We start from the raw sequence: 19,330 nt of genomic DNA, 5'->3' as shown, positions 1-19,330 counted from the left end.
ATGAGGTGGATGTTCCTGGTTCTTGTTTGCTTTCTTTTGATGCTTTGCGGCCAAACGATGTTGGCGCAACAATTCAATTTTTCACAATATGGCTTCACTGACCAGCGGGTCAATCCGGCGCTGGTGGGCATCGGGAATTACTGGAAGGTCGGAGGCATTCACCGGCAACAGAACACGGGCCCGCAATTCGACATAAAAAGCACTTCGCTCTCAGCCAGCTATCCGCTGGTTGCACCGGGTAGGGGTCGAACTTTAGGAGGGATTGGAGTAACTTTTTTGGACGACAAGGCTGGAGAAGGCAAAGCGTTCAAAACACAAGAAGCTGGCCTGAATTATGCCATGCAAGTGCGCACAGCCAGCAACCAGCAGCTGGCACTTGGCGTAGGTCTTTTTGCCCAAACAAGAAAATTCAGCTACGACGACTTCTTCACCAGTCAGCAATACATACCCAATCGAGGCTATGACCGCTCTGTGGACAGTGGCGAAAGCTTTGACGAACTCAGGCGATCTTTTGGGAGACTGAGCATAGGCTTGCATTGGGAAAAGCAAAGCAGGGACAATACAAGGCTTGCCCATTTCGGCTTGTCGAGTTTTGATATCAACCAGCCAAGCGAGGCGTTTATTGATGCTGACTATAGGGTGCGCACCTCATTTATGCTTAATGGTGGTTTCCAGCTATATCAATCGGGGTCGATGAGCCTTTACCCGGAGGTGCTTTATACCTACAACGGAAGAAACAATCAGCTCAATGCTGGTATCAACTGGCGGTATTTGCTGGCCAACAAGGGCTTTGTGGAGTTGAAAGGAGCTTATTTGTCGGGAGGGCTTTTTTTGGCTGGGTTTCAATTTGGCCGGGACGAGTTTCGCATGGGGGTTAGTTACGATGTGCCAACAAATGCGAGCAATACCGCCAACCAGGGCGCCTTTGAATTTGGCTTCGAGTTGAAAGGGCTTGTGACCAGGGCTGCCAAATCAAAAACCAAAAGACAGAAAAAGCAGAAAACAGCGAGGAGTAAGAGCAAGCGGCCTTCACCCACCAACGTGGCAAAGCGACTGGCTGTTCCGAAAGAAAAGGTGGAAGAAACGGATGTCTCCGAGACAGACACGGTGGATGTACCAGCAGAAGAAGGTGATGCTGGCGCCGCCATTGAACCGGACGTAAAAACAGGAGTGGAAGGAGTAGAGTTTGAGAAATTTGTATCTGAGAAAATCTCAGAGGAGCTGGGCTTCGAAACCAACAGAACAACTATTAGCGCCAAATTTAAGGAGAAGTTGGATGAGTTGGCCGATCGCCTGGAGAAGGAGCCATGGCTGAAAGTTGACATTGTGGGTCACACAGACAATGTTGGGAGCGAAGCCGCTAATGAGACACTTTCTGTTGCCAGAGCAGCGGCAGTGGAGGCCTATCTGCTGAGCAAAGGCATTGCCAGAGAGCGGCTTACAACCGAAGGCAAAGGAGAACTGGAGCCAATTAGCTCAAACGAGACGGCTGAAGGACGAAGCCAGAACAGAAGAGTTGAATTGATTATTCACAGGTAGTTTAGGACGATCGAAGTAAAGGAAGCCCCAGGGCGCTAAGCACCCCGGAACTTTTCTTTTTGCTCAAAATCCGCACGCCATTCCCTCGTCCATGCCAATGGGAGAGCCGTCAGGCGCTTTCGTTTCTTTGTAGTATTCTTTGACAACTTCTGGCTTCTCGAAAAACAGACCAAGCTGAGCAGAGGCCAAGGTCAAATGCGCCTTCTGATCTGAATCATTTTCAGACTTCACCTTCGCATCGATCCAGCTTTTCAGGTCTTTCAACTGCAGGTAGGTAATAGCTCTTGCCTGATCGCTGGCGTCGGTATTGATACTGAGGTTCATCAGGTGGTACATCACCAGCTTGTCGACAGTGCGCATGATTTCTCCATGATAGCCGGCAGGATGAGCTTTCTTCCATGTGCTGGCTGTCAATTTGCTGAGAAGTGAGCTAAAGTCAGGCTGTGCAGCGTTGCGGGCATGGTGCTCAACAAGCCTTGTCGCTCTTTCCGGGTGGATCAGGTAAGATAACGTCAAATCAGCAGCCGTTTCAGCAGCCGACAAGGGATCGAACTCTACGCCTGTTCTAGCCTCAAATGTTTCTCTCGTTCTCGGATAGCCGTAAGGCCTGGGAGGAATTTGCTGAATGAGCTTTTCGGGCAAGGCCAAAGCTTCTGGAGTCATCGTGGCCAACAGCGCATCGAACGCTTTCATTTGCATGGCAGGCTCCAAATATCTGGTAGTGAATTGCCCGTCCCCTTTCATGGCGTAGTTGTAGTTGAGTCCGCCGACCACTTTCGATGTGGCGTCTACCTGATAGCGATGGAACAAGTACATTGGAGCCAATGCTTCTTCTATCAGCGCCATGGGAGCGTCGGCACGAATGGTCTTTTCAGAAAAGTTATCAAGTATTTTTCTTCTCACCACCATCATTCTGTTCAGCTCGTCAGCGGCATCGGGGCCATTGTCCCACAGGTGGGAATAAGGATGCGCACCGCCAACAGGTCTTGAATCCTGGTCGGTAATATGCATAAGGCCTTTGCTGAAAGTCTCCCTGATGATCTTATCAAGCGCTGCTGCTTCATCAGTTCCCTCGGGAAAATCAGAATAGCCATACTTGATAATTTGCTTGTCGAGTTCGCCAATGCCAACAGCGTAGGCTTCGGAAAGATCGATGTTCCCGTTCGCATCCATTTTTATATAAGGGTGCGGATAATCCATCACCGACGCTCTGTTGTTGACACTGGATGCATAACTATGAACAATGCCAAGCGTATGCCCCACTTCATGTGCTGAAAGCTGACGGATACGGGCCAGCACCATTTTCATCATTTCATCAGAAACCGGCTTGCCATCTTCATATGGAGACAAAAGCCCTTCTGCTATCAGAAAATCCTGGCGAGCTCTCAATGAGCCGAGACTCACATGCCCTTTAATAATTTCGCCCGTTCTTGGGTCAGCAACAGACGCCCCGTACGACCATCCTCTGGTTGACCGGTGAATCCATTGAATCAGGTTGTAACGAACATCCATCGGATCCACGTCTTCAGGCAGCATTTTCACCTGGAAGGCATCTTTGTAACCGGCCGCTTCAAACGCCTGGTTCCACCATGCAGCCCCTTCAAGCAGTGCTGAGCGAATGGGCTCGGGTGTGCCTGGGTCGAGGTAGTAGATAATAGGCTCAACTGCCTCGCTCACTGCGGCATTAGGATCAACCTTTTCTAATCTGTGACGGTTGATGGTTCTTTTGGTAATGGGCTCATCAATCGGCGTGGCGTAGTCCATATAAGTGGTGCCGTAGTAGCCCGACCTTGGGTCAAATGCCCTTGTTTTGAACCTTGAGTCGGGTAGTTGTACCATAGAATGGTGCATCCTGACCGTCACAGCTTCCGGAGAAGGAACCACCGACCTGATCCAGGCGCCGGCTGGGGTGCCGGTGAAGGTAATGGTCGCTTCAAACTCGCTGTTTTCAGGAAAGTTTTTGGTCATTTCGGTGTAAATCATCGACCGGCTTTTGTCCAGGCTATAATTGCCTTGTTTGGCTCTGCTTAGTCGCTGACTTACCCCATGCGAATCTCTGAGAAGAAAATCGGTAAAGTCTACGAGTGCCGACCAGTCTTCTTCGGCCAGCACATCAAAACCCCAGATAGCCGACTGTGCAAATGCTTGTTCCACCGACTTTCTTTCAAGTGCGTCGTCGCTGATGGCACGGTAGTCGTAGTTGGGCTGGATCATCAGTATTTTTGGTCCGCTCCTGACAAACTTCACAACTTTCTCACCACCAAGCTGCCCTCTGTCGAGCCCTATGTCGTTGGAGCCAATTCCGGCAGGCAGGGAGCTGATGTATAAAAACTCAAAATTTAGTTTGTTTACTTCAAGGTATACTTTGCCTTTTTTGGAGTCCCAGTAAAAAGGAAAAAAGCCTTCATACTTTTCCATTCCTGATGTAAAACCAGCAATGTCCTTGGTGGCGGAGGCTGCGTTCGCCCCTGAAGCAGGGGTAGTGGCCACGGGGGCCTGGGAGGCTGTGCACGATGCCAGTACAAAGCCCAAAATAAAGAGGTAAATTTTTCTCATAATGAATGGTTTTCGAAAGATTTGCTAAAATATAGCTTAATCTCTAATTCAGTAATTATTAAGTGCTTAATGGTAAAAAACCTACTTCGGGATGAGAAATTGTACTTTGTGGCAGTAGTGCCGCCGGAGCCGTTGAGGGGGGAACTTCACCAACTGAAAGAGTACTTCAGGGATAAATATAATTCTTCCAAATCGCTCAATTCTCCACCACACATTACGTTGCACATGCCCTTTAAATGGAGGGAGAGCAAGGAGAAAAAACTTCTTACTGCGCTGGAAGAAAGCTGTTTGCCGCTGACTCCGTTCGAAGTGGCATTGAAGGGATTCGCAGCTTTTCCTCCGAGGGTAATCTACGCTGAGCCCGTTGAATCGCCTCAATTACACGATTTACAGAAAACAGTGGCCCGAGCTATGCGATTGTCGCTCAATTTGTTCAATGCCGACTATCAGGGCAGAGGTTTTCACCCGCACATCACGCTTGCTTTCAGGGATTTAAAAAAGCTTCGCTTTCACGAGGCTTGGCAGGAATTTGAAAACAAGCCACTAAAGGCTTCATTTCTTGTTGACAATATTTGTTTGCTTAAGCACAACGGCAGCTCCTGGGATGTTTTCCAGGAGCTACCCTTTGGCATCATTACTTCTGCTGAAAAAGGTGAACGTCCCTCTGAGGAAACGGAATAGAAATACCCTCTTTGTCGAACGTGCTTTTCACTCGTTCCTGCATATCAAACGTCATTGGCCAGTAGTCCTCTTTCTTCACCCATACCCTGAAAAGGAAGTTTACAGAGCTGTCGGCCATTTCTTTAATGGCAATAAACGGTGCCGGATCTTTTATCACCCGCTCATCGTCCATTGCCATTTGAGTTAACAACTCCTTCACCTTCTTAATATCATCCGAGTAGCTCACGCCGAAAACGAGGTCAAGCCTTCTATTGTCTTCCACTGAATAATTGGTAATGGTGCTTCCCATTACGGCACTGTTGGGAATAACAATTGTTTTGTTGTCAGGCGACTTGAGCACAGTGTACAGGATTTGGATGGCGTTGACAGTGCCCGCCTGCCCGTTGGTCTCGATAAAATCACCAACCCTGTATGGCCGAAACATAATGATCAGAACGCCACCGGCAAAGTTGGAAAGGCTGCCCTGCATGGCCAACCCAATCGCCAAACCCGCTGCACCTATTACCGCCACAAAACTGGTCGTTTGAATACCCACCATGGAAGCCACCGAAATGAGTACCATGGCCTTGAGGATGACATTGAAAATATTGGAGAGGAAAGGAATGAGAGTTGGATCCACGTCCCTTTTCTTCATCAGTTTTTTTAAGGATCTGGTGAAGAAGCCAATGAGATAAAAGCCAATGATAAGAATGACTATGGCAGCCACTAGTTTGGGAGCGTAGTCAAATAATAGTTGAATGAGTCCTTCCTGGTATTGATCCAATTTGTCCATAATAGAGTTTACGTGATTGTTTATTCAGAAATTTGGGAAAACTAGTAGTCGATACTACCCTTTATGTTATCCCTGTACAACTTTAGAGATCGAATTTTGCTTTCTTTTTTGACATGAACCAGGTTCACCTGGTCAGGAAAAGTGTCAATGAGCACACTATTTTCAACCCCTATTGTAGTCAAATTGTTCACGCCGGTCACTTCGAGGTAGCACCAGATAGCATCCGATTCCAGCTCATGGCCGAGATAGGACAGCTTTACGGGCTTATTATTTATTTCTATTGAAAGATTTTCTATCACAAACTCTTTCATAAGCGCATCAAATCGCTTCTTATCTGAGGGGTTGACAACGTCCAGCGTTGTCCAGCCACTTTTCTTTCTCAGCGCTTCTTCAAGGTCGTCAAGGAAAATGCGTTGGGAAATCTCCAGGGACTTCGTTTTATCATTGAACTCTACATCGCATACGCTCACGTGAAAAGGATGAGCCAGCCACGTAACGAATACGAAGGAGATATGTACAATCATTGCCATAGAAACAACATTTACTGCAAGTACAAAATTTAAGATGTATACTTACAACCTTTTTTGTGGCAGCAACTTAAGAAAACTATGTCGGAGTTTAGCCTCTTTTTTGGATTAGGACTGGAACACATTCTTGATGTCAATGGTTACGACCACATACTGTTTGTTATTGCCCTGTGCGCCATTTATTCGGCCCAACAGTGGAAAAACGTCCTTGTTTTAGTGACTGCTTTCACTTTGGGTCATTCGTTGACACTGGCACTATCTACGCTAGACGTAATTAAAGTAAACTCAGGGCTCGTGGAGTTCCTGATTCCGATTACAATATTTATCACGGCGGCGGCCAATATTTATAAAAAAGACGCCGAAGTGGGCAGCAAAAGCGTGAAGCTAAACTATTGGTTTGCGGCGTTTTTCGGACTGATTCACGGCATGGGATTTTCTAACTACCTGAAGAGCTTGCTGGGCAAAGACGAATCCATTGTCACACAACTTCTTGCTTTCAATTTGGGCCTTGAGGTTGGCCAGATTGTGATCGTTTTGGTGGTGATGGTGGCGGCATTTCTTTTTATGACGTTGGGAAGTGTAAAAAAAAGAGACTGGATTTTAGTGATTTCGTCGGCTGTGGCAGGCATATCACTGACAATGATTATAGAAAGTAAATTTTGGTAAAAAGTGAAATTGATATGAAGAAACTACTCATTGTAGCATTGACCCTTTGCACAAGTTATTTAGCAAAAGCCCAGGGAGAATGGGGCCAGAAATTTGAGCAGCTTGGCACAATGCTGCCAACCCCCAATAGCTACCGGACAGCCTCAGGTGCACCCGGAAGAGACTACTGGCAACAAAAAGCTGACTACGATATTTCAGTTGAGCTGAACGACAACAATCAGAGTATAGCCGGCACCGAAACCATCACCTATCATAACTTGTCGCCTGACCGGCTTTCGTACCTGTGGGTGCAGCTCGACCAAAACATGAGGGCTAAGTCGTCCAACACGCCCCTGGTGACTACCACGGCAATGTCAGATTCTGTTTCAGGGAAAGCCTTGCAAATGATGATCAATGATGCTGACTACGATGGCGGCTTCAAGATCGTCTATGTAAAAGACATGTCGGACAAGGGCCTCAAATACACCATCAACCAAACCATGATGAGGGTGGATTTGCCCAAAGCCCTGGAGCCGGGGGGAAAGGTTTCATTCAAAATCGCCTGGTCTTACAATATCAATGACCGTATGCTTGAAGGCCCACGCTCAGGATACGAATTCTTTCCGAAGGACGGAAACTATGTGTACACCATTGCGCAATTCTACCCGAGAATGGCCGTGTACGACGACGTGAATGGCTGGCAGAACAAGCAGTTTTTGGGTAGAGGCGAGTTTACGCTGCCTTTCGGAGACTTCACTTTTAGTGTTACGGTGCCTGCGGATCACATTCTGGGCGCAACAGGTACGCTGCAAAACCCCTCTCAGGTGCTAACGCCTGAGCAACTTCAGCGCTTCGAAAAGGCGAAAACAACCTTCGATAAGCCAGTAATTATCGTTACTCAGAAGGAAGCAGAAAAGGCTGAGAAGACAAAGTCGAAAGAAAAGAAAACCTGGACGTTCAAAGCTGAAAATGTGCGTGATATAGCCTTTGCTACTTCCAGAAAGTTCATTTGGGATGCCATGGCGGTTGATATCAACGGAAAAACGCCACTCGCCATGAGCTACTACCCCAAAGAAGGCAACCCGCTGTGGGAGAAGGAGTCGACAAGGGCCGTGGCCAACACTTTGATTACCTATTCAAAGCATACTATCGACTATCCTTATCCAAAAGCTATTTCTGTACATGCCGCTTCCATTGGCATGGAATACCCTATGATCTGCTTCAACTTTGGCCGCCCTGACCCTGATGGCAGCTACACTGACCAGAAAAAGTGGGGCATGATCGGTGTGATTGTGCACGAGGTAGGGCATAACTTCTTTCCAATGATCATCAACTCCGACGAACGTCAGTGGACCTGGATGGATGAGGGCTTGAACACCTTCGTGCAGTCCCTTACTCAAAAAGAGCACTACCCTGACATGCCAATCCGTCGTGGTTGTGCAGCCTGCATTGTCGACTACATGAAAGGTGACAAAGAAGGCATCCGCCCGATCATGACCAACTCAGAGCAAATCCTGCAGTTTGGCAACAATGCCTATGCGAAGCCAGCGGCAGCCCTCAGCGTGTTGAGGGAAACCATTATGGGCCCCGAGCTCTTCGACTATGCTTTCAAAGAATACGCAGACAGGTGGGCGTTCAAGCATCCATCACCTGCTGACTTCTTCCGCAGCATGGAAGACGCTTCGGCCATGGACCTCGATTGGTTCTGGAGGGGATGGTTCTACACAACCGATCATGTGGACGTGGCGGTTGACAATGTAAAATGGTACAAAATGGCCACCAATGAAAAAGGATTCGAAAATCAGGTAACAGCTTCGGGCGAGGTGATGGGAGCCGATGGCAAGAAAGCATCAGCTACCAATTTTCAGGAAGCAGCAGAGACTTTCGTGTTCAGTGGCACTTCCGACGACTCTTACAGAGAGTTTATGAACAAAGTGGATGATGAGGCCATCAAGCAAAAGCATATCAATACCAATTTTTATGAGTTGACCCTGAAAAATGCGGGAGGCCTTGTAACACCCGTTATTATTGAATGGACCTATGTTGACGGCACCAAAGAAAAGGAGTATATCCCTGCCGAAATCTGGAGACACAATGAGCACGAAGTGACCAAGGTGTTTGCCAAAAACAAGGAAGTAGTGAATATTCAACTTGATCCAGATAAAGAAACAGCTGATGTGGAGCTAGACAATAATGTGTTCCCCCGTCAGGATGTGAAAACTCGCTTCGACCAGTTCAAGGAAAAGAAAAACTAAGGAAAAGAGAAAAGTAAAACATATTGTAAGTGAGCCCGGGAAAGTCTTTTCCGGGCTTATTTGGTAGATAAATGAACGACAAAAACCCAAAGACTGATTATCAAATACTCAATGTTTATGAAAAGGATTCTTTTTAGTTGCCTGGCCATTGCAGCGGGCATCATCACAGCAGAAAATGTAAACGCCCAGGGACAGTGGGGCCAAAAGTTTGAGCAAATGGGCACCATGCTGCCCACGCCAAATACGTACCGAACAGCGTCAGGAGCTCCGGGGCGGGAATACTGGCAGCAAAAAGCCGACTACGATATTTCAGTAACCCTTAACGACAACAACCAGTCGGTGACCGGTGAAGAAACTATCACTTATCACAACCAGTCTCCTGACCAGCTCAAGTATCTTTGGTTGCAACTCGACCAGAATATGAGAGCCAAAGACTCCAACAGCCCGCTGGTGTCTTCCAGTAGCATGCCTGATACGATTTCAGGTAAGTCGCTACAGCAGCGGATCACCAGAGATCAGGACTTCGATGGAGGTTTCAAAATCGCCTCTGTTAAGACGGTAGATGGCAAAGCCATTCCCTATACCATCAACAAAACCATGATGCGGGTAGATCTTCCGCAGCCGCTGAAGTCGGGCGGTGAAGTATCTTTCAAAGTGGCCTGGTCGTACACTATCAACGACCGTATGCAGCTGGGCGGCCGCTCCGGCTACGAATATTTCCCTAAGGATGGCAACTATTTGTACACGATTGCCCAGTGGTTTCCTCGCATGGCAGTGTACGACGACGTGAATGGCTGGCAGAACAAGCAGTTCCTTGGATCTGGCGAGTTTGCCCTGGCGTTTGGCGACTACACTGTACGCATTACCACGGCGGCCGATCATGTGGTGGCTTCAACAGGCGTTTTGCAGAACCCAAAAGAGGTGCTCACAGCTACGCAGCTTGAGCGCCTTGAGAGAGCAAAGAAAAGTTTCGACAAGCCGGTAATCATCATTACGCAAGAGGAGGCCATCCAAAACGAGAAGTCACGAGCCAAGGGTACTAAAACCTGGGTTTATAAGGCCGACAACGTGCGTGACTTTGCCTTTGTTTCTTCCCGCAAGTTTATCTGGGACGCTCAGGCCGTGAAGTTTGAGAACAATACGCCATTGGCAATGAGCTTTTATCCAAAAGAAGGAAATCCACTTTGGGAAAAAGAGTCGACCAAAGCAGTCGTAAACACATTAAAGACCTATTCGAAATACACCATCGACTACCCTTATCCGGTGGCACAGTCGATTCATACCGCTTCGATTGGTATGGAGTACCCGATGATTTGCTTCAACTTTGGCCGTCCGAATCCTGATGGCACCTACTCTCAGAGAACGCTTGAAGGCATGGTGGGAGTGATTGTGCATGAGGTAGGCCACAATTATTTCCCGATGATCATCAACAACGACGAACGTCAATGGGCATGGATGGATGAAGGCATCAACACTTTCCTTGAGCACCAGACAGTTGTTGAAAACTACCCTGGCTTCAATACCACCTGGGGTACGCCTGCCGGAGTGGTGAACTACATGAAAGGGGAGAAAAACGACCTTCGCCCAATCATGACCAACCCGGAAAACGGACGTTCATTAGGCTATGAAGCGTATGGAAAGCCCTCAGCCGGCCTCGTACTATTGCGTGAAACAGTGATGGGCCCCGAGCTTTTCGATGCGGCCTTTAAGGAATATGCGCAGCGATGGGCGTTTAAGCACCCCTCACCCGCCGACTTCTTCAGAACGATGGAAGACGCTTCGGCCGTGGATCTCGACTGGTTTTGGAAAGGCTGGTTCTACAGCGTAGACGCTTGCGATATCGCTGTGGACAAAGTGACCTGGTACAAGATGAACATTGACGCAAAAGGTTTCGAAAATCAGGTAAAAGTGAGTGGTGATGGCACACTTGGAGGAGGTGATGCTTCAGTAGAAAATGGCCTTGCCGCACCAAAACCATTCACCATGGCCAACACCAAAAGCTCGGAATACGGTGAGTTCAAAAACGCCGTCGACGATAAAGCCATTCAGAAAAGAAACGCCGAAAAGAACTTCTACGAAGTGACTTTCAAAAACGAAGGTGGCTTGATGTTGCCGGTTATCATCGAATGGACATATGCCGACGGTACCAAAGAAGTCGAGAAGATTCCGGCAGAAATATGGAGACTCAACGAACAGCAGGTAACCAAGGTGTTTGCTAAAGACAAGCAGGTAGTAGGCATCAAGCTGGATCCTAAAAACGAGATTCCTGACATTCAGCAAAGCAACAACGTGTACCCAAGGGTAGACAGTAAGAGCAGGTTTGACAAATTCAAAGACGGCTCGAAGTAGTCGTGCCCACAGCCAAGGCGTATAGCCAAGCTGGTGACACGACAAGAAGCCCCAGTGTGGGCGCATTAAAAAAGGCCCTGACGCTCGACGTCAGGGCCTTTTTTCTTTGCCAGCCCAGGCCCTGAAAGGGCGATATCCACCTGCAACAGGTGCCGCCCATTGCAATCCTAAAAACCTACCTGATCTTCAGCTCATCCTTAAAGTTCTGTATGTAGTTTTTCAGTGCTTCGTCCATTGTTTCGTCGGCATCCCACTTCGTGCCCAGGTACACATCGCCGGTCACCAGGTGTTTTACATAAAACTTGTACACAGGAGCATGCACCGGAATGGTTCTCAGGATTGTCTTGCCGTTACTGGTTTTCATTGTAATGTAGTCTGTTTCATTCTTGTCCACCTCATAGTTCAGCATTTCTCTGATGGTGTATCCGGTAGTGTTGAGGTTAAGCAGCACATACTGATAACCCGCATTATACAGCTTCTTGTCGTCGCCATCATACTCCACCAACTCATACTTGAAGGGGTAATCCTGCATGGCGCCTTTCAGCACATTGTTGGAGCTCGCTACTTTAGCGTTGTACTTCTGTATCTCCTTTTCCACATTGTTGTTGACAATGCCTCCGGGCTTGTTGGCTGGAATCTCCACTTTGGTGTACATCGGCACGGCCAGCTTGTCAATTTTCAGGTCACCGGCGAAAGATGGGAACCGCCTTTTTGTGATAATATCCACGTCTGTAAAGAACTCTGGCTTTTCAGTGATAAGGAAGTTCTTGTTTTCCTGCTTCGATTTGTAGACCGCCTTACCCAGGTTTTTGACCACCTTTTCGAGGTCTTTGTCCTGATCTTTCCAGGCTTGCTGCCCGTTCGACATATAGGTTTTCGTGCCGTCGTAGGGCGTGATTACTACCACTACTCTTTCACTTTCTTTGCCTGCAATTTTAAGATTTACCTTGCTCAAAAGAATGAGGTTCTTGATCTGGCGGGAGTTGAGAAAGTCCGAAAAGGCTTCCGTTACGTCTGTCCCAGCCATCACATCGTCGATATTCAGGTAGGCAACGGCATCAATACCCATTTTCCGAAACTCCTGGTGCATTTCGGCTGAAAAACCTTTCCAGTCGCCTCGTTCCGAAGTCCCCCTGCTTTTGGGTGGCACGCTTACAAATACCGCAGAGCGACCGGATAAAAGATCGGCAGGCAGATCGTTGGTATAGTCCAGAAACCGAAAACCTGCTATATTTATTTCTTCTTCCTGTGCCTGTGCAGTAAAACCAATCAGGCAAAGGGCAAATGTGAATTTCAGCAAGTGTCTCATGGGGATATTTAGGATTACTATCATATTCAACAAGGATAAGTTTCTATTATTGTAAGAGGAATAGCTATTTACGGAAAAAAGGGACAATAGATCAAAAGGTGCCCCGGCGATCCCTTCCAGATTCCCTCCGGCTTTGTAAAACAAGATATTTTCGGAAGAAATGCAAGTAAGAGCAAAAATCATAACACGCAGCAAAGCGTATACTTTAATATGCCTGCTGCTTTTCTGTGGGCTCATGAGCTATGGTCAGGTCAGCGTTGATTCCACGAGACTGATGAATGCTTTGAAAGCGCTTTCGTCTCAGGAAATGGCAGGCCGCCTAAGCGGCACCAACGGCATTAGCAGAGCCCGCATATTTATTAAAAACAATTTCAACTATGCAGGACTTCACGAACTCGAGAACAACTGGTTCATTCCGTTCGATATGAAGGCAAAGAACTACCCTTCGCAGGGAGTGAATGTAGTTGGTTTTTTAAAAGGTGAAAGTGATTCGGCCGTTGTTGTCACCGCTCACTATGATCATCTCGGCGTCAAGAACAGAGAGATTTACTACGGTGCGGACGACAATGCATCGGGGGTGAGCGTGCTGCTGGAGGCCGCCTGGCTTTTTGCCGCAAAGAAAACGACGCCAAAGTACACCATCATTTTTGCTGCGCTGGATGCGGAGGAAACCGGCTTACTGGGAGGTTATGCCCTGGTAGAGTATCTGCAAAAAGCTAATATCCCGGTAAAGCTGAACTTGAATATGGACATGGTGAGCAAGGGCTTCAATAATGAGCTGTACGTGTGCGGCACCTATCACTATCCGCAGCTCAAGTCGCTGATAGATATCGACGGCTCCAGGTATGCCAAAGTTCAGCTCAAGCTGGGCCACGACCAGCCTGGCTCAGGTCACGACGACTGGACGATGTCGTCCGACCATGGGCCGTTTCACAAGCAGAAAATCCCCTTTCTTTATTTTGGGGTAGAAGACCATAAGTACTACCATCAGCCAACAGATACCTTTGAAACAACACCGTTCAGCTTCTTCTATCATGCGGCCGAAACCATCACAGGCTTTTTAAGCGAATACCTCTACCAATGAACGACAACAAGAAACGCTGCGCCTGGTGTCTTGGCTTCGATGACTATGTGAAGTACCACGACGAGGAGTGGGGAGTGCCGGTGCACGACGACCGCAAGCATTTCGAATTTTTGATCCTCGAAGGAGCGCAGGCCGGGCTGAGCTGGAGCACCGTTCTGAAAAAACGGGCCGGCTACCGTCAGTCATTCGCCGATTTCGATCCGGAGGTTGTGGCGCAGTTTACGCCACAAATTGTGGAGGAGCTGTTGCTGTTTCCCGGCATCATCCGTAACCGGCTGAAAGTGCAAAGTGCCGTGACCAACGCACAGCAGTTTCTTAAAGTGCAGCAGGAATTCGGCAGCTTCGACAAGTACATCTGGCAGTTTGTAGACAACAAGCCCATTGTGAACCAATGGAAAGACTACAAAACAGCTCCACCGACAACCAAAGAGTCGGACGCTTTGAGCAAAGACCTGAAAAAGCGAGGCTTCAAATTCGTCGGCAGCACCGTCATTTACGCCCACATGCAAGCTTGCGGCCTGGTGAACGATCACGTGGTGGATTGCTTTAGGTATGCGGAGGTGTGAGTAAACCTGAGCTAAATGTTCTTTTCTATCACTTTGTAGGTTGTCAAGCGATTCATGCCAAGAACGCTAAAATGCCCCAGCTCAACTCCTTTTTTTAAGTCACGACTGGCGGTGGCAGTTGAAATTGTCTTGAAAACACTCATGTAGTCTTTTCGGGTAAGCGACTTCATCTTCAGAGACAGGAAAAACTGGAGTCGATCTTCCTGTGATTGACTTACTCCTTTCGTTTGAAGCACGCTATCCAAGGCCAGGCTAATGACGCCCAGCATATAGGCGATGAAGGGAGTTGAATGCCCGGCTTTGTCGCTGTCAGAAAGTGCTTTGTAATAGTCTGATTGATTGGCGGAAATGAGAGTTTCAAATGGAAGAAACTGAAAGACGGGAAATTTGCTAATGAGGATCACAGTTTGCCAAAGCCTCCCCATTCTGCCATTGCCATCCATAAACGGGTGGATAAACTCTACCTCATAGTGAAAAACACAACTTTTGATGAGGGCCACGTCATTGTCCTTTTTGAGATAGGTGAAAAGATCCTTCATCAGAAAGGGAACGTTTTCGGCCGGAGGGGCAAGGTGTTGAACTTTTGAGCCCTTCACAATGCCTACACCTTTTTTCCGGTAGGTGCCAGCGTCTTTCTCAAGCGCCTTCATAAGTAGTTTGTGCGCAGCGAGGAACGACTTTTCGGAATCAAACCTGAAGCTCTCGATTTTATCATAGACGTCAATAGCATTCCGAACCTCCAAAATATCCCTTTCAGGGCCAATCACTCGCTTATTTTCAATGAGTGCCGTTATTTGATCTTCTGACAGCGTATTGCCCTCAATTTTCAAAGATGAGTGAATCGTTTTGATCTGGTTTTGCTTCCGCAGTGTTGGCGATGGCTTGATCAGAAAGCTGGCGTTAACCGCACCAATTTTCTCCGACACCTCAGTGAGCAGACGAAGTATTTCCGAATTGACCTGATAGGGCGGCTTCATGATGCTATCATTTGATAGCATCAAAGATAAGGTATTTGTATAGACTGGTGAACATTCAATGTAACAAGTTCGTCGGCAGCACTTACGCCCACATGCAAGCCTGCGGCCTGGTGAACGACAACGTGGCGGATATGGGGAAGTGTCAAATGGGTGTAACTAGACTCCTGTGTAGTGCTTTGGAGTTTGTCGATGAAGAACAGGTGTCGAACTCAGAACATAGGCATTAGGATAACAAGCTTTTAATTTTATTTTGCTTTTTTATGATGTCCAAAAACACTTTATTTCTTGCTTCTGCATCCTTAATCAAAGTCGAAGCACTTATTACAAAAATTGAAATATTGGGTTCATTGTAGAAACGATGATAGATTGGACTTTCTAATGAGAATAGTGGAGTATAACCATCGGTTCTGAGCCTTTCGGCAAGTTTGTCATCTATTTCTGTAATTAAAAATGATGACACCTCTTCTATTTTCTCTTTTTCCTTAAAGGCTTTTACATAATCTAATAATTGTTGAATACCTGCAAATTTCTTTCGATCAGGCTTGGATTGATAGTCAAACGGTTTTATCTCTACCAAGACAGATTTTAATCTTTCGGGTTTGTCAGGATTATGGGAGAAGAATAATGACAAGTCTGGTTTGTCATCCAGAATATCGGTATCGCCATTTTCTTCATCAATACCTTTTAATACTTCTCTAATTCTCTTGTCACTTGCGGCATAGCTGTAAGTTGTATATCTATCATCAAGGAGCCAAAGATTATTCTTCCCTACTGCATAATAGTCATCATCTGTCTGCATTTCCATAAACAGATTATGGATGATTTTTTCAACCCTTTCTTTATTATCAATTAATTTTTTTAACCTTTCAATAACTAAAATCCTGTCATTGATGTATGAGACCAATTCGTTATGAGTTAATTCAATCGCTTCGTAGAGTTCAGTATCAGTGTACTCCTCTTTACCTGCTGATGTAAGTATTTTTTCCTTAGCAGTATCAAATTTCTTCTTGGCGTTATCAATTAATTTTTTCTTGTCTATAAAGCCAGCAATTTCAATATCTGTTTCATCAATATAGTTGATTAGATAAGGTCGCTCTTCATGTATTTCTCTTATTTTGATTTTGTTTATTTCTTTGGTTTCCGGGATACCTTCTTTCACCAAGTCGGTTACGGTCTTTTTTAATTCTTCATTGATTAAATCCCATGAAAGCGTAGTAAAGGCATCCGTTCGGAGTGGCTTTATGTCAAAATCGTTTCTTTCGTTGTTAACTCGGGAATTGAAGTAATTTGATTCAAGCAATAGAAAGCCTGAATAACCATAAGGAAAATTCAGTTTAAGGTCTTTTTCTGCAAAGTCGCATACAGTTCTGTTGTTAGCGCAGTAGTAAGCATATAGATTTCCATCTACATTTTCAATTCTATGATTTAATGTAAACTCAAATATTTTTCCTTCTTTATCCTTTACAACGAACTTACGTTCCTTGAAGTCAGGAATATCACTAGGTTTTATGAATACTGATTCAGAAGTAGTTTGGTCTTTAAAACTAATGGTGATTTCACCTCCCTTTTTCTTGTAGAAGAATAACGTAGGAATCAGATTAAGCAAAACCTTTTCTCTGATTGCTTCTAAATCCATTTCAATTCTTCTGTCGATATGCTTGTCGTAATTCAAATAGCTTTCTGACAAACTATTCAATGACACTTCGGTTAAGTTTTCTTTGACTTCTGTTGGTGTGCTTTCAATATTATCTGTGTCAAAATCGAAATCGAATTTGAATGTACGGACTTGTTGCTTTTCAAATAACGAGCTATTGAATTGGGCATTGTCATAAACTTTTAGAAAAACAAATCGGCCAACGCCTTTACACCCTAACGCTTTTTTGTATTCGGTTCTATACTTACAGAATGAATCATAGTTATCGTCGTGTAACCCATCACCATTATCTCGAACGGAAATTGTATGAACTTTTTTCCTTACAATTTCCGTATCATTCTCTTTAATTGGGTTGTCATATGAGTTCAGGATGCATTCAATAGATGTTGCGTTTGCATGAATAGCATTGGTGATGGCCTCAAAAATTACATCATATTGTGACACACGACTACTGATGTCTTCATCCACAATTCGCTTTATTTCTGCAAACATTTTACTCATACTGCCTACTTATTTATGTTGTTAGAGTTATCACGTTGATGGTTGTAATGTCGGTCTTTTGGGCTTGCTTGTGACAATCTACAACTCCAACACCAACTCCTTCTTCTCAAACACCACTTTCCAGATCCCCCGCCATTCACCCAGGTCATAGCCGGTGGCTTTGTCGTCGGGGTAAAGTGTTTTGATTTTATCTGCTACTTCTTGGGTAAGCTCTTTCCCCGGAGTGCCGTGGCATTGGAGGCAGAGGGCGGCACCGATCATTATCGGCCGGGTGTAAATTACATCGGTAGAATTATCTTCCATGAACACTTCTTCTCTGGGAGCCTGGCCCTGCTCCACGCTGTAGGCGTAAGCTTCCATGATGGCTACCTCATCGGCCGTAGGTGCGTCTTTGGGGTTGCGCCATTTGTTGCTCACCCTCCTGATGCCGACATGGTGTACTTTCGAAAGAGAGTCCACCAGGGGAAAAGCATTCACGTTACAGTATTCCACGGCTCCCAGTATGCCTTCTGACTCAATCTTTTTCATCAGGGTCTGCAGCAAGGCTTTCTGAGCCGCATCAGTAATGGCCAGCCCTTTTTCTTTGGCTTTATCGGTAATTTGAGACGGAAGCACATGCTTCACCTCCCTGTCTTCCATTTCCTTTTTCACCGCTTCACTATTCCCCTTATCCATGGGGCCGCAGCCGGAAGCAATCAGAAAGAAGGAAATGGAAAGGATTATCGGCGTTCTCATAGGCGGGTTGTCTAACGATCCGTTAAAATAACCACACTTAATCGAAAAAAGATCAGCGGTTTATTAATTTTGCAGCTTAATTTTTCAGGAATGCTCGATAAACTAGAGGCCATCAAAAAGCGCTTTGAGGAAGTAAGCGACCTTATTGTTCAGCCCGATGCCATGGCTGACATGGCACAATACACCAAACTGCACAAGGAATACAAGGAGCTTAGCCGCATTGTTGGCAAGTTGGAGGAATATAAGAAGGTCAAGAACGACCTGAAGGGAGCCAAAGAACTGCTCAACAAAGAGAAAGATCCAGAGCTCCGGGAAATGGCCAAGATGGAGATTGAAGAACTTGAGCCAAAAGAGGAGGAGCTGGAGGAAGAACTCAAGCAACTGCTGATTCCCAGAGACCCTAATGACAGCAAGAACGTCATTTTGGAAATTAGAGGCGGAACCGGCGGCGACGAGGCTGCTATTTTTGCAGGTGATCTTTTCCGCATGTACCAGCGCTTTGCTGAGGAAAAAGGCTGGAAAATGAATGTGCTTGATCTGACCGAAGGCACGTCAGGAGGTTACAAGGAGATTATCGCCACCGTTTCTGGTGAAGACGTTTACGGCATGCTCAAGTTCGAGTCGGGCGTGCACAGGGTGCAGCGGGTACCAGCCACCGAAACGCAGGGCCGGGTGCACACCTCTGCTGCTACTGTGGCCGTGCTGCCCGAAATGGAGGAGGTGGAGGTGAACATAGACATGAACGACGTTCGCAAGGACACCTTCTGTTCCTCAGGCCCCGGTGGCCAGTCGGTGAACACCACCTACTCAGCGATCCGCCTTACCCACATCCCCACAGGCATTGTGGTAAGCTGCCAGGATGAAAAGTCTCAGATCAAAAACTTCGAAAAAGCCCTGAAGGTATTGCGTTCACGGATTTACGAAGTGGAACTGAAAAAGCACAATGACGAAGTAGGCGCCCAGCGCAAGTCGATGGTGGGCAGCGGCGACCGTTCTGATAAAATCCGCACCTACAACTACCCTCAAAGCCGGGTAACTGACCACAGGATAGGGCTTACGGTTTACAACCTACCGTCAGTCATGGACGGCGATGTGGGGGAGTTTATTGAACAGTTGAGGATAGCCGAACATTCGGAGAAGCTGAAGGATGGAGAATAATTACAACCTTCCATCGTTCAAA

Annotated in this window: 15 protein-coding genes; 8 read left to right on the top strand and 7 right to left on the bottom strand. The window is 46.6% G+C overall.

Annotated elements, in window-relative coordinates; translation table 11 throughout:
- Window positions 1-1,539: a PorP/SprF family type IX secretion system membrane protein gene (locus tag RIG68_RS13850; RefSeq protein WP_350123196.1), complete on the top strand. Its 1,539-nt coding sequence runs from the start codon at window positions 1-3 to the stop codon at window positions 1,537-1,539.
- Between the two features lie 63 nt (window positions 1,540-1,602).
- Here the strand turns inward: RIG68_RS13850 and RIG68_RS13845 are convergent, their stop codons facing one another.
- Entirely contained in the window at window positions 1,603-4,095 is a 2,493-nt protein-coding gene (locus RIG68_RS13845; RefSeq protein WP_350123193.1) for a zinc-dependent metalloprotease, read from the bottom strand.
- A gap of 69 nt (window positions 4,096-4,164) precedes the next feature.
- Between RIG68_RS13845 and RIG68_RS13840 the strand changes: the two genes are divergently transcribed.
- Entirely contained in the window at window positions 4,165-4,776 is a 612-nt protein-coding gene (locus tag RIG68_RS13840) for a 2'-5' RNA ligase family protein (RefSeq protein WP_350123190.1), read from the top strand.
- Here the strand turns inward: RIG68_RS13840 and RIG68_RS13835 are convergent.
- Both RIG68_RS13835 and RIG68_RS13830 read right to left on the bottom strand, forming a co-directional pair.
- Entirely contained in the window at window positions 4,730-5,548 is an 819-nt protein-coding gene (locus tag RIG68_RS13835; protein WP_350123187.1) for a mechanosensitive ion channel family protein, read from the bottom strand. The two genes, RIG68_RS13840 and RIG68_RS13835, sit on opposite strands and share 47 nt — an antisense overlap.
- Before the next feature lie 41 nt (window positions 5,549-5,589).
- Entirely contained in the window at window positions 5,590-6,078 is a 489-nt protein-coding gene (locus RIG68_RS13830; protein ID WP_350123184.1) for a DUF6702 family protein, read from the bottom strand.
- 78 nt (window positions 6,079-6,156) lie between these two features.
- Between RIG68_RS13830 and RIG68_RS13825 the strand changes: the two genes are divergently transcribed.
- The 3 genes from RIG68_RS13825 (at window position 6,157) to RIG68_RS13815 (ending at window position 11,324) form a co-directional block, all read left to right on the top strand.
- The gene (locus tag RIG68_RS13825; protein ID WP_350121885.1) at window positions 6,157-6,741 is read left to right on the top strand and encodes a HupE/UreJ family protein; all 585 of its coding nucleotides are present in this window, start codon (window positions 6,157-6,159) and stop codon (window positions 6,739-6,741) included.
- A 14-nt stretch (window positions 6,742-6,755) separates the two neighbouring features.
- On the top strand, window positions 6,756-8,975 hold the full coding sequence (locus tag RIG68_RS13820; RefSeq protein WP_350123181.1) for a M1 family metallopeptidase: 2,220 nt from the start codon (window positions 6,756-6,758) through the stop codon (window positions 8,973-8,975).
- Between the two features lie 117 nt (window positions 8,976-9,092).
- A complete protein-coding gene (locus tag RIG68_RS13815) occupies window positions 9,093-11,324 on the top strand; it encodes a M1 family metallopeptidase (protein ID WP_350123178.1) in 2,232 nt (743 codons plus the stop codon).
- Window positions 11,325-11,499: 175 nt separating this feature from the next.
- Here RIG68_RS13815 and RIG68_RS13810 read toward each other — a convergent pair whose 3' ends face one another.
- The gene (locus tag RIG68_RS13810) at window positions 11,500-12,657 is read right to left on the bottom strand and encodes a hypothetical protein (protein ID WP_350123175.1); all 1,158 of its coding nucleotides are present in this window, start codon (window positions 12,655-12,657) and stop codon (window positions 11,500-11,502) included.
- A 136-nt stretch (window positions 12,658-12,793) separates the two neighbouring features.
- Here RIG68_RS13810 and RIG68_RS13805 point away from each other — a divergent pair, with 136 nt between their 5' ends.
- Window positions 12,794-13,717: a M28 family peptidase gene (locus tag RIG68_RS13805; RefSeq protein ID WP_350123172.1), complete on the top strand. Its 924-nt coding sequence runs from the start codon at window positions 12,794-12,796 to the stop codon at window positions 13,715-13,717.
- A complete protein-coding gene (locus RIG68_RS13800) occupies window positions 13,714-14,283 on the top strand; it encodes a DNA-3-methyladenine glycosylase I (RefSeq protein ID WP_350123169.1) in 570 nt (189 codons plus the stop codon). Before RIG68_RS13805 ends, RIG68_RS13800 begins: the two co-directional genes overlap by 4 nt.
- Window positions 14,284-14,294: 11 nt before the next feature.
- Here the strand turns inward: RIG68_RS13800 and RIG68_RS13795 are convergent, their stop codons facing one another.
- The 3 genes from RIG68_RS13795 to RIG68_RS13785 form a co-directional block, all read right to left on the bottom strand.
- Entirely contained in the window at window positions 14,295-15,260 is a 966-nt protein-coding gene (locus tag RIG68_RS13795; protein WP_350123166.1) for a Fic family protein, read from the bottom strand.
- Between the two features lie 223 nt (window positions 15,261-15,483).
- Window positions 15,484-17,415 (bottom strand): ATP-binding protein, encoded by a 1,932-nt coding sequence (locus RIG68_RS13790; protein WP_350123163.1) that lies wholly within the window; start codon window positions 17,413-17,415, stop codon window positions 15,484-15,486.
- Window positions 17,416-17,493: 78 nt separating this feature from the next.
- Window positions 17,494-18,150 carry a Tll0287-like domain-containing protein gene (locus tag RIG68_RS13785; protein ID WP_350123160.1) on the bottom strand — a complete coding sequence of 219 codons (657 nt, stop codon included), beginning with the start codon at window positions 18,148-18,150 and terminating at the stop codon, window positions 17,494-17,496.
- A gap of 90 nt (window positions 18,151-18,240) precedes the next feature.
- Between RIG68_RS13785 and prfA the strand changes: the two genes are divergently transcribed.
- Entirely contained in the window at window positions 18,241-19,308 is a 1,068-nt protein-coding gene (gene prfA / locus RIG68_RS13780) for a peptide chain release factor 1 (protein ID WP_350072443.1), read from the top strand.
- Window positions 19,309-19,330 lie beyond the last annotated feature (22 nt).

It is taken from the genome of Imperialibacter sp., assembly GCF_040222385.1.
Taxonomy (GTDB): Bacteria; Bacteroidota; Bacteroidia; order Cytophagales; family Cyclobacteriaceae; genus Imperialibacter.
Note: the sequence above shows the minus strand (reverse complement) of the source record. Positions and strands in the feature narration are given on the sequence as shown.

What these genes read in the sequence shown, in the direction of transcription:
- RIG68_RS13850 (WP_350123196.1), top strand. Translation starts at nt 1, where the DNA reads ATGAGGTGGATGTTCCTGGTTCTTGTTTGCTTTCTTTTGATGCTTTGC.
- RIG68_RS13835 (WP_350123187.1), bottom strand. Translation starts at nt 5,548, where the DNA reads ATGGACAAATTGGATCAATACCAGGAAGGACTCATTCAACTATTATTT.
- RIG68_RS13810 (WP_350123175.1), bottom strand. Translation starts at nt 12,657, where the DNA reads ATGATAGTAATCCTAAATATCCCCATGAGACACTTGCTGAAATTCACA.
- RIG68_RS13820 (WP_350123181.1), top strand. Translation starts at nt 6,756, where the DNA reads ATGAAGAAACTACTCATTGTAGCATTGACCCTTTGCACAAGTTATTTA.
- RIG68_RS13785 (WP_350123160.1), bottom strand. Translation starts at nt 18,150, where the DNA reads ATGAGAACGCCGATAATCCTTTCCATTTCCTTCTTTCTGATTGCTTCC.
- RIG68_RS13840 (WP_350123190.1), top strand. Translation starts at nt 4,165, where the DNA reads ATGGTAAAAAACCTACTTCGGGATGAGAAATTGTACTTTGTGGCAGTA.
- prfA (WP_350072443.1), top strand. Translation starts at nt 18,241, where the DNA reads ATGCTCGATAAACTAGAGGCCATCAAAAAGCGCTTTGAGGAAGTAAGC.
- RIG68_RS13795 (WP_350123166.1), bottom strand. Translation starts at nt 15,260, where the DNA reads ATGAAGCCGCCCTATCAGGTCAATTCGGAAATACTTCGTCTGCTCACT.
- RIG68_RS13825 (WP_350121885.1), top strand. Translation starts at nt 6,157, where the DNA reads ATGTCGGAGTTTAGCCTCTTTTTTGGATTAGGACTGGAACACATTCTT.
- RIG68_RS13805 (WP_350123172.1), top strand. Translation starts at nt 12,794, where the DNA reads ATGCAAGTAAGAGCAAAAATCATAACACGCAGCAAAGCGTATACTTTA.
- RIG68_RS13800 (WP_350123169.1), top strand. Translation starts at nt 13,714, where the DNA reads ATGAACGACAACAAGAAACGCTGCGCCTGGTGTCTTGGCTTCGATGAC.
- RIG68_RS13830 (WP_350123184.1), bottom strand. Translation starts at nt 6,078, where the DNA reads ATGGCAATGATTGTACATATCTCCTTCGTATTCGTTACGTGGCTGGCT.
- RIG68_RS13790 (WP_350123163.1), bottom strand. Translation starts at nt 17,415, where the DNA reads ATGAGTAAAATGTTTGCAGAAATAAAGCGAATTGTGGATGAAGACATC.
- RIG68_RS13845 (WP_350123193.1), bottom strand. Translation starts at nt 4,095, where the DNA reads ATGAGAAAAATTTACCTCTTTATTTTGGGCTTTGTACTGGCATCGTGC.
- RIG68_RS13815 (WP_350123178.1), top strand. Translation starts at nt 9,093, where the DNA reads ATGAAAAGGATTCTTTTTAGTTGCCTGGCCATTGCAGCGGGCATCATC.